The organism is Streptomyces sp. CBMA156 (assembly GCF_014596515.1).
Classification (GTDB): Bacteria; Actinomycetota; Actinomycetes; order Streptomycetales; family Streptomycetaceae; genus Kitasatospora.
The window spans coordinates 1-9,030 of record NZ_MSJQ01000089.1; the positions used below are offsets into that span (position 1 = coordinate 1).

General features: G+C 75.4%; 9 protein-coding genes and 2 pseudogenes. 5 read left to right on the top strand and 6 right to left on the bottom strand.

Translation table 11 applies throughout. The features are described from left to right. From BU198_RS07590 to BU198_RS07600, 3 genes and pseudogenes are all read right to left on the bottom strand, one after another. Window positions 1-424: pseudogene (locus tag BU198_RS07590) on the bottom strand (hypothetical protein); the annotation flags it as partial. After that, window positions 421-936 (bottom strand): RNA polymerase sigma factor, encoded by a 516-nt coding sequence (locus tag BU198_RS41900; protein WP_317620008.1) that lies wholly within the window; start codon window positions 934-936, stop codon window positions 421-423. The pseudogene BU198_RS07590 and the gene BU198_RS41900, both read right to left, overlap by 4 nt. A 381-nt stretch (window positions 937-1,317) precedes the next feature. Beyond that, window positions 1,318-2,169 carry an RNA polymerase sigma factor gene (locus BU198_RS07600; RefSeq protein ID WP_188296066.1) on the bottom strand — a complete coding sequence of 284 codons (852 nt, stop codon included), beginning with the start codon at window positions 2,167-2,169 and terminating at the stop codon, window positions 1,318-1,320. Between the two features lie 355 nt (window positions 2,170-2,524). Here BU198_RS07600 and BU198_RS07605 point away from each other — a divergent pair, with 355 nt between their 5' ends. From BU198_RS07605 to BU198_RS07620, 4 genes are all read left to right on the top strand, one after another. Further along, window positions 2,525-3,217, top strand: coding sequence for a hypothetical protein (locus tag BU198_RS07605; RefSeq protein WP_188296067.1), 693 nt, complete (start codon window positions 2,525-2,527; stop codon window positions 3,215-3,217). A gap of 157 nt (window positions 3,218-3,374) precedes the next feature. Then, the gene (locus BU198_RS07610) at window positions 3,375-4,112 is read left to right on the top strand and encodes a VC0807 family protein (RefSeq protein ID WP_188296068.1); all 738 of its coding nucleotides are present in this window, start codon (window positions 3,375-3,377) and stop codon (window positions 4,110-4,112) included. Between the two features lie 146 nt (window positions 4,113-4,258). After that, window positions 4,259-5,002, top strand: coding sequence for a tyrosine-protein phosphatase (locus tag BU198_RS07615; RefSeq protein ID WP_188296069.1), 744 nt, complete (start codon window positions 4,259-4,261; stop codon window positions 5,000-5,002). A 77-nt stretch (window positions 5,003-5,079) separates the two neighbouring features. Beyond that, window positions 5,080-5,841, top strand: coding sequence for a Clp protease N-terminal domain-containing protein (locus tag BU198_RS07620; protein WP_188296070.1), 762 nt, complete (start codon window positions 5,080-5,082; stop codon window positions 5,839-5,841). Between the two features lie 95 nt (window positions 5,842-5,936). Here the strand turns inward: BU198_RS07620 and BU198_RS07625 are convergent, their stop codons facing one another. Then, a complete protein-coding gene (locus tag BU198_RS07625) occupies window positions 5,937-6,428 on the bottom strand; it encodes an NUDIX domain-containing protein (RefSeq protein ID WP_188296071.1) in 492 nt (163 codons plus the stop codon). A 99-nt stretch (window positions 6,429-6,527) separates the two neighbouring features. Between BU198_RS07625 and BU198_RS41905 the strand changes: the two are divergent. Next, window positions 6,528-6,695 (top strand): annotated as a pseudogene (locus BU198_RS41905) (sulfate transporter); the annotation flags it as partial. Between the two features lie 57 nt (window positions 6,696-6,752). Here BU198_RS41905 and BU198_RS07630 read toward each other — a convergent pair. Together BU198_RS07630 and BU198_RS07635 are read right to left on the bottom strand one after the other, a co-directional pair. Then, a complete protein-coding gene (locus BU198_RS07630) occupies window positions 6,753-7,778 on the bottom strand; it encodes a sigma-70 family RNA polymerase sigma factor (RefSeq protein ID WP_188296072.1) in 1,026 nt (341 codons plus the stop codon). A 148-nt stretch (window positions 7,779-7,926) separates the two neighbouring features. Further along, on the bottom strand, window positions 7,927-9,030 hold a 1,104-nt coding region (locus tag BU198_RS07635; RefSeq protein WP_188296073.1), incomplete at its 5' end, for a serine hydrolase domain-containing protein.

The following is a 9,030-nucleotide window of genomic DNA, read 5'->3' on the forward strand; positions in this document are numbered from 1 at the left end:
CCCGGCCGCCGAGCGTGTGCTCCGCCTCGGCCGGGCCACCGCCCAGCGCGGACGGCAGGTTGCCGGTGCCGGCGGCGACGGCGACGCCGCACAGCACGGTGGCGCCGAGCACGACGGCAGTGGCCTTCGTGCTGAAGGCCCTGGCCAGCGCGGCGGTTGCCATCGATCGTCTCCGGACGGGGGTCACTGTCGGGTCGGGCGCGAGACTCGCCTCCCGGAACGCGGCCAGGGCGGCCTCCTCCCCGGCCAGTTCGCCGGCCGCCGCGGGGGCGGCGGCCGCGGCGAGCACCCGGGCGAGCTGCCCGGGACCGCCGTCCGGTCCGGTGAGCGAGGCGTCCTGCCCGGCCGACGGGCCGCCCACGGCACCACCGAGCAGCTGCTCGGCGGCATCACGGTCGATCCGACGGGATCGGTTGGTGCTCATCTCATGTCCTTCAGCGTCGCGGCCCGGCGTTCTGTCACACCCTGCGGAGAACTTTTTTTCGCGGGTTTCCCCGCGGGTCGCCCGGCGGCCTCGCCACCGCCCGTTCCGGGGGCCGCACCGGCCGCGGTCGCCGGGGCCCCGGAGGCCGCTCCCTCGCCCCTGGCGGCCGGGATGCCGCCCCCTCCGGCGAGCGGTTCCACCAGCTTCGCCAGCCGCCGCAGGCCCCGGTGGGCGGCCATCCGGACACTGCCGGCCCGCTTGCCGAGCACCCGGGCGGCGCTCTCCGCGTCCAGTTCCATGACCACCCGCAGCAGCACCGCCTCGGCCTGGTCGCGCGGCAGCCGGGAGATCAGCGCCAGCGCGTCGGCGGTGCCGACCGTGGCCAGCGCGGCCCTCGCGGTGTCGTCCCCCGCCGCCAGCCCGGCCAGCTGCTCGAAGGGCAGGTCGGCGACCGGACGGCGGCGCCGGGCGCGCAGGTGGTCGAGGGCCCGGTGGCGGGCGACGGGGGCCACCGCCCAGCGCGGACGGCAGGTTGCCGGTGCCGGCGGCGACGGCGACGCCGCACAGCACGGTGGCGCCGAGCACGACGGCAGTGGCCTTCGTGCTGAAGGCCCTGGCCAGCGCGGCGGTTGCCATCGATCGTCTCCGGACGGGGGTCACTGTCGGGTCGGGCGCGAGACTCGCCTCCCGGAACGCGGCCAGGGCGGCCTCCTCCCCGGCCAGTTCGCCGGCCGCCGCGGGGGCGGCGGCCGCGGCGAGCACCCGGGCGAGCTGCCCGGGACCGCCGTCCGGTCCGGTGAGCGAGGCGTCCTGCCCGGCCGACGGGCCGCCCACGGCACCACCGAGCAGCTGCTCGGCGGCATCACGGTCGATCCGACGGGATCGGTTGGTGCTCATCTCATGTCCTTCAGCGTCGCGGCCCGGCGTTCTGTCACACCCTGCGGAGAACTTTTTTTCGCGGGTTTCCCCGCGGGTCGCCCGGCGGCCTCGCCACCGCCCGTTCCGGGGGCCGCACCGGCCGCGGTCGCCGGGGCCCCGGAGGCCGCTCCCTCGCCCCTGGCGGCCGGGATGCCGCCCCCTCCGGCGAGCGGTTCCACCAGCTTCGCCAGCCGCCGCAGGCCCCGGTGGGCGGCCATCCGGACACTGCCGGCCCGCTTGCCGAGCACCCGGGCGGCGCTCTCCGCGTCCAGTTCCATGACCACCCGCAGCAGCACCGCCTCGGCCTGGTCGCGCGGCAGCCGGGAGATCAGCGCCAGCGCGTCGGCGGTGCCGACCGTGGCCAGCGCGGCCCTCGCGGTGTCGTCCCCCGCCGCCAGCCCGGCCAGCTGCTCGAAGGGCAGGTCGGCGACCGGACGGCGGCGCCGGGCGCGCAGGTGGTCGAGGGCCCGGTGGCGGGCGACGGTGGCGGCCCAGCCGCGGAAGCCGTCCCCGTCGCCGGAGAAGCCGCGCAGGTCACGGGCGATCTGGAGCCAGGTCTCCGAGGCGATGTCCTCGGCGTCCTGCGCGTCCTCCGGCCGGCCGCCGACCAGCACCCGCAGGTAGCGCAGCAGACCCGGCTGGACGGTCCGGAACAGCAGCCGGAACGCCTCCTCGTCCCCGCCCTGCGCGGCGCGGACCGCCTCGGTCAGGTCGGGGGGAGCGGGATCCGGGCCGGGCGACGGGCCGGCGGGTGGTACTGGTCCGGACCGGCCGACGGGGCCGCCGGTGCCCGCTCCGGGGCGCTCTGCACTCTGCACCCGCCACATGATGCGCCATTCGGGCGAACGCCTCGGTCCCGGCCGAACGACCGGCCCGGCCGGGGCCAAGGTCCCGAGGACTGCTGCCGTTCGCCCACGGTCCTGAGGGGCCCGTCCGGCCTACGTTGTCGGTAGGCGAAGCAGTCCGGGCCGCCGACGCGCCCGGATGCCGGATCCGCCGACGCACCCGGCCCGCCGCCGTGACCTTGCCCGTTCGCGGTCCCCTTCGCGGGCGCACGCACGACCCGTGCGGGCCCCGGTCGCGCGCTCCCTCCCCAGGTCCGTCCGGGCCGTTCCGGGCCGGGCCGCTCCGATCCGGCGGGGAGCACCACCCCCGGCAGCCCGACCAGCAGGAAAGACCGTGATGACGACCGCCCACGAGCTCCACGCGAAGGGCCTGCGCGAGCACCTCGCACCCGCCCTGCGCGCCCTGGGCCTCACCGGGTGGCGCCGGACCTTCAGCCTGCCGGACGAGACCCACTGGCTGCTGCTCGGCCTGGTCGAGCGCCCCGCCGCCGACCGGGTGCCCTTCACCTTCGACCTCAGCCTGGTCCGCCGCACCGACTGGACCGCCGCGGCCCTCCCCGGCCATCGGCCCGACCCGCGCACCCGGTACGGCGTCGAGACCTGGCGGGCCCGGATCGGCGAGGTGCTGCCGGTCGGCGAGGACGTCTGGTGGGAGGTGCTGCCCGGGCCGCGCTGGCGGCTCCCGCTGGACGACGCCGTCGCCGCCGTGCGCCACTACGGCCTGCCGGAACTGCGGCGCCGGGCCGAGGCGGACCGCACGTCCACCGGCGAGACCTACCTCTCCCCCGCCGAGCTGGAGGCGGTCAACGCCGCACTGCTGACCGCCTCGGTGGCTCGGGTGCAGCGCGCCGAACTGGCCGGCCGGGCACTGGTGCTGACCGGCGCCTGGGCCAGGGGCGACGGCGTCGCCCGGATCGTCCTGGCGGGCACCGCGCAGGGCTTCCTGTCCGCCGGGGACGAGCGCTTCGGCACCGTCCGCTGCCTGGACACCCTGGGCCGCGAGCTGTGGACCTTCCCCGTCGAGGGCTAGGAAACCGCAGGTCACAGGGGGTGTCACGGCGCGCACCATGACAGCTGTCACGCGGATGACGCAACGGACGGCACTGCTCTGACGGAGGGTCGGACGGAAAGACTGGAGGCACGACGCGGGCAGCGGCCCGCGGCCACCAGTCGGGAAGGAACCCACCGTGAGCCAGACCGTCAGTGCCACCGCCAGCACCGTCACCGCTCCCGCTCCGGTCGCCCCGGCGGCCACCGGCGCCGAGGCGCCGAACCCGCTGGTCTCCGGGCTCCGCCCGCTCGCCCTCGACGTGGCCGTCCCGCTCGCCGGCTACTTCCTGCTGCACTCGGCCCTCGGTCTGAGCGAGTTCGCCGCGCTGGCCTGGAGCAGTGCCTTCCCGGCCGCCAGGACCGTCCTCGGCCTGCTGCGCGAACGCACGCTCAACCTGTGGGCCGCGCTGATGCTGGCCGTCAACCTGGCGGGCCTGGCCCTGACCTTCGTCACCGGCGACGCCCGGCTGATGATCGCCAAGGACGGCGGGCTGAGCGGCACCGTGGCGCTGGCGATCCTGGTCTCCGCGCTGATCGGCCGGCCGGTGATGACCCCGATACTGATGCCCTTCATCACCAGGGGCAGGCGGGAGCGCGCCGCCGCCTGGCAGCGGCTGGCAGAGGGCCGGGCGGCCGGGTCGCGGGCCTTCCGCCGCCACGAGCGCCTGTTCTCCGGCATCTGGGGCACCGTGCTGCTGGCCGAGTGCGCGGCCCGGGTGACCGGCGCCTTCACCCTTCCGGTGTCGACCATGGCCTGGCTGTCCACGGTCTTCCTGATCGGCGCGATCGTGGCCGGCTCGCTGCTCGGACAGACCGCGACCGACCCGATCGTGCGGCTGGTCCGCGCCGAGGCCGAGGCCCCGACCACCGCCTGAGCACGCGGTCCGTCCCGGGCGCCCGGCCCGCCCCTTCCCCGAACAGCCGGTTCCGGGGACTCGAACAGCGAGGAACCATCCGGATCTCCCGGGAGTCGTTATAACGAGGGGGTAACGGGACCCCCGACGAGAAAACGGGGAGCCCCATGAACCGGACGACGCACGCGCCGATCAGGACCGAGGACCGCACGCTGGTCTGGGACGGCTGCCTGAACGTCCGCGACCTGGGCGGACTGCCCACCGCGTCCGGGCGGCTCACCGCCCGCGGCGCGATGGTCCGGGCGGACAACCTGGACCGCCTCACCGCCGAGGGCTGGGACACCCTCCTCGACCACGGCGTCCGCACCGTGGTCGACCTGCGCAACGCCGAGGAGTACAAACCGCTCCTCCCGCTCCCCGAGGACGTCGACCTGGTCCGCGTCCCGCTGGACGAACTGGCCGGCCCCGCCTGGTGGGAGGCCCACGGGCGGCTGGACGGCACCCCGCTCGCGCTCCGCCCGTACCTGGACCACTGCCCGCACGCCGCCGCCGCGCTGGTCTCCGCGATCGCCGGCGCCCGCCCCGGCGGCGTGGTGGTGCACTGCGGCGCCGGCCGTGACCGCACCGGCCTGGCCACCCTGCTGCTGCTCGCCCTGGCCGGGGTCGACCGGGCCGCGATCACCGAGGACTACCTGCTGAGCGGCCCCAACGTCCGCCCGCTGTACGGGATGCTCGGCCTGCCTGACCCGTACCGCCGGATCGACGCGGTGCTCGCCGAGGCCGGGACCACCGCCGAGGCCGCGCTGGCGGCCGCGCTCGACGGCTTCGACCCGGCCGGCTACCTGCTCGCGGCCGGTGTGACGCCCGCACGGATCGCCGCCGTCCGGGAGCGGCTGCTGCCCGCCGCGTAGCGCGGGCCCGCGAAACCTCCACGACCATCGTCAACCGATGGTTGACGACCATCGGGTCGACAACCTACGGTTGACGCATGGAGAATCCCGTTGTTCCCACCAGCACTCCGCTGCGCCTCGACGACCTGATCGCCGCGATCAAGAAGGTCCACCCCGACGCGCTCGACCAGCTCTCCGACGCGGTCATCGCCGCCGACCACCTCGGCGACCTCGCCGACCACCTCATCGGCCACTTCGTCGACCAGGCCCGCCGCTCCGGCGCCTCCTGGACCGACATCGGCCGCAGCATGGGCGTCAGCAAGCAGGCCGCCCAGAAGCGCTTCGTCCCCAAGGACCCGGGCGCCCCGAACGACCTCGACCCGAGCCAGGGATTCAGCCGGTTCACGCCCCGGGCCCGCAAGGTCGTGGTGGCCTCGCAGGAGGAGGCCAGGAAGGCCGCCAACGCCGAGATCACCGCGGTGCACCTGCTGCTCGGCCTGCTCGCCGAGCCCGAGGGCATCGCGGTCAAGGCGCTCGCCGCCCAGGGCATCACCCCGGAGGCCGTCCGGACGGCGGCCACCGCCGCCCTGCCGACCGCCGTCGAGCAGGTGGTGCCCGCGCTGATCCCGTACGACGCCCAGGGCAAGAAGGTGATCGAGCTGACCTTCCGGGAGGCGCTCAAGCTCGGGCACAACTACGTCGGCACCGAACACATCCTGCTCGCGCTCCTGGAGCTGGAGAACGGCCAGGGAGTGCTCGCCGGGCTGCGGGTGGACAAGTCCGAGACGGAGACCTTCGTCTCGGAGGCGATCGCCGCCATCATCGCCGCGCGGAACGAGGAGTCCGGGCCCCAGCAGTGAGACCCGGGCGCCCTGCCCCGGACGGGAAGCTCGCGGACCGGCCTCCCGGACGGGACTCGCGTCCGGGACTCGCGCCCGGGGCAGGGCTCGTCCGCTCAGAACCCGGAGACGCGGGTGGTGACGATCCGGACCCGGCCGTCGACAGCCGCCTCCAGCGCCGCCCGCAGCCTGGCCGAACGGGCCGGTCCGAGCAGGTCCAGCGCCTCCTCGACGGCGGCCCAGCGGTGGTCGTCCAGCTCACCGGCCGGGACGGCCACGGGGGTGCCGTCCGGGACGGTGCCGAAGTCGAACATGAAGTGCTGGGCGGGGTGGTCGAGTTCGGCCGAGGCATGGGTCCAGGAGATGGCCAGCAGCTCGCCCGCCTCCTGGACGATGCCGGTCTCCTCCTCCAACTCCCGCTCGGCGCACTCGACCGGGCCCTCGCCGAGGTCGATCGTGCCGCCAGGGAACTGCCAGTGCTCGCGGTACCCGGCCTTCACGATCAGGATCCGGCCCGACTCGTCCCGCAGCAGGCAGCCCGCCGCCGCGTAGATCCGGGGCAGGGAGGCCAGCCATTCCTCACGGGACTTCAAGGGCTCAGCCGTCACGGTGCTCCTCCTGAGGGCGGGGTCGGTCCGGTCGGCCCCACTCTGCCACCCGACCGATGAGTCGCGGCCGACCCGGCGGTCCTATCCGGCATGGACACCATGGAGACCACACCGGGCAGTCCCGTCCTGACCTGCGACCTGGGCGCGCTGACCGCCCCCGACCTGGCCGTCGTCGACGCCCTCGCCCGGCTGCGGCTGGCCGCCGCCCGGCACGGGGTGGCCGTGGTGCTGCTGAACGCCGGCGGCCCGCTGCGCGACCTGCTGGCGTTCAGCGGCCTCGCGGCGCTGCTGCCGGGCACGGCCGATCCCCTGGACCTCGCGGAGCTACTCGGCGACGGGCCCCACGGCGGCCTCCCGCCCCGGCCCGGTGACGGGCCCGGCGTCGAGCCGGGGCGGGAGGCCGAAGAGCGGGAAGAGCGCGTCGGTGTCCAGGAAGCTGGTGAAGCCGGTGATCCGGCCCCCTGACACCTCCGGCACGATCAGCGCCCACGGCTCGTGCCCGCCGCCCGGACTCGGCCGGTACTGGCCGAAGGCCCGGCCGCCGTTGGCCGTCACCGGGAGCAGCCGGGAGCCCCGGCAGCCGTGCCCGGGGCCCAGCATCCAGTCCCGGATCTCGCCCCGCCCGCGCAGCCACATCGCGAACGGCGGCATGTTGAGCGTGACGTCCTCGTGCAGCAGCGCGGCGAGGCCGTCCATGTCGTACGTCTCGAAGGCGCGGACGTAGCGGTCCAGCAGCGCACGGTGGTCCTCGTCCAGCGCTGGGGCGGGGCGGGCGGCCGGGGCGTCGGTGGCGAGCACCGCCCGGGCGCGCTGGAGCGCGCTGTTGACCGAGGCCACCGTGACGCCGAGCAGCTCGGCCACCTCGGCGGCCTTCCAGCCGAGCACCTCGCGCAGGACCAGCACCGCCCGCTGCCGGGGCGCGAGGCGCTGGAGCACGGCCACGAAGGCCAGCTTCACCGACTCCCGCTGGGCGGCCACCTCGGCCGGATCCCCCGTCTCGGACAGCACCCGGCCGTCCGGCGCGGGACCGATCCACGTCACCTCGGGCAGCTGGGTGCCGTGGGCGGTGGCCACCGTGACCGGGCCGGCCAGGTCCATCGGCCGGGCCCGGCTGTTGCGGCCGTTCAGCGCGTCCAGGCAGACGTTGGTGGCTATCCGGTACAGCCAGGAGCGCAGCGCGGCCCGCCCCTCGAAGCCCCGGTGCCCGCGCCAGGCGCGGACCATCGTCTCCTGCACCGCGTCCTCGGCCTCGAAGACGGAGCCGAGCATGCGGTAGCAGTAGCCGGTCAGTTCGGTGCGGTACCGCTCCAGCTGGAGCTCGACCGGCTCCTCCGTGATCACGTCGGCCATGGTGCGCCCGCCCCCGTCGTCCTGCCGTGTGCCCTGGTGAACGCGACGAACGTAGCGCACGGGACTGACAACGGCCCTCCGGGAGCGGTTCGGTGCCGGCCGCCGGGTGCCGGTCTCCCGGTGCCGGCCGCCCGCGGTGCCGTCGGGCTCAGTGCTGTCCGTACACCTGGCCGGAGCCGAAACCGGCGGTCACCAGCTTCCACAGGGTGGGGAACTCCTCGCCGCTGATGCCGGTCGGGTTGAGCCCGATGGCCACGCTGCGGGAGAAGTCGCGGGTGGCGAAGACAGCGCTGGTGAAGCCGGGCCTGGAGCCGTTCTTGCCCCAGACCTCGGTGCCGTTCGGCAGGACGGTGCGCAGCAGACCGGCGGTGCTGTAGCAGGCGTGCCCCGCGGTCGGGCCGATCTCGCAGTTCTTGTTGTGGTCGTTCGGCAGGTCGGGCACGGCGAACACCTCGGCCTGCTGGGCGGGCGGCAGCAGCCGGCCGCGGTAGAGCGCCTCGAAGAAGCGTTCCAGGTCGGCGGCGGAGGAGATCATGCCGCCCTCGGCCCACGGGTACGGGCTCTGCTCGGTGACGTCCACCCGGGCGGTGCTGCCGTCGGCGTTCCGGACGTCCACGTAGCCGGTGGCGTGCGGGCCGCGGACGGTCAGGTCGTCGGCGGCCGGGACGTAGGTGGCGTGCAGGCCGAGCGGGCCGGTGATGCGCCGGCGCACCTGGTCCGCGTAGTCGTCGCCGGTGACCTTCTCGATCACCAGCGCGGCGACGAAGTAGCCGTTGCCGTTGTACTGCTGCGCGGTGCCGGGCGCGAAGTTCATCGGCTGGGTGAGCATGTCCTCCACCACCTGCCGCGGGCTGAAGTAGGTGGTCCTGTGGGCGGCGAACCACGCCGTGCTGCCGTCCCCCGAGGTCATGCCGCCGCCTCCGGGCAGGCCGCTGGTGTGGTTGAGCAACTGCCGCACGGTGACCGGCGGGTAGCCGTCCGGGAGCAGTTCCGGCAGGTACTGCTGGACGGTGCCGTCCAGGTCGACCTTGCCCTCGGCGGCGAGCTGGAGCAGCACGGTCGCGGTGAACACCTTGGTGACGCTGCCGATCCGGAACCGGGCGTTCGCCGGCACGTCCTCCCCCGAGGTGCCGCGCCACCGCGCGCCCGGGCCGTCGACCCTGACCAGTGCGCCGGTGACGTCGGCGGGCAGCGCGCCGAGGGTCCGGGCCAGCGACTCCCGGTCCGGCGGGCCCGGCCTGGCCGCCGCGGG

What these genes read in the sequence shown, in the direction of transcription:
- BU198_RS07600 (WP_188296066.1), bottom strand. Translation starts at nt 2,169, where the DNA reads ATGTGGCGGGTGCAGAGTGCAGAGCGCCCCGGAGCGGGCACCGGCGGC.
- BU198_RS07605 (WP_188296067.1), top strand. Translation starts at nt 2,525, where the DNA reads ATGACGACCGCCCACGAGCTCCACGCGAAGGGCCTGCGCGAGCACCTC.
- BU198_RS07615 (WP_188296069.1), top strand. Translation starts at nt 4,259, where the DNA reads ATGAACCGGACGACGCACGCGCCGATCAGGACCGAGGACCGCACGCTG.
- BU198_RS07620 (WP_188296070.1), top strand. Translation starts at nt 5,080, where the DNA reads ATGGAGAATCCCGTTGTTCCCACCAGCACTCCGCTGCGCCTCGACGAC.
- BU198_RS07630 (WP_188296072.1), bottom strand. Translation starts at nt 7,778, where the DNA reads ATGGCCGACGTGATCACGGAGGAGCCGGTCGAGCTCCAGCTGGAGCGG.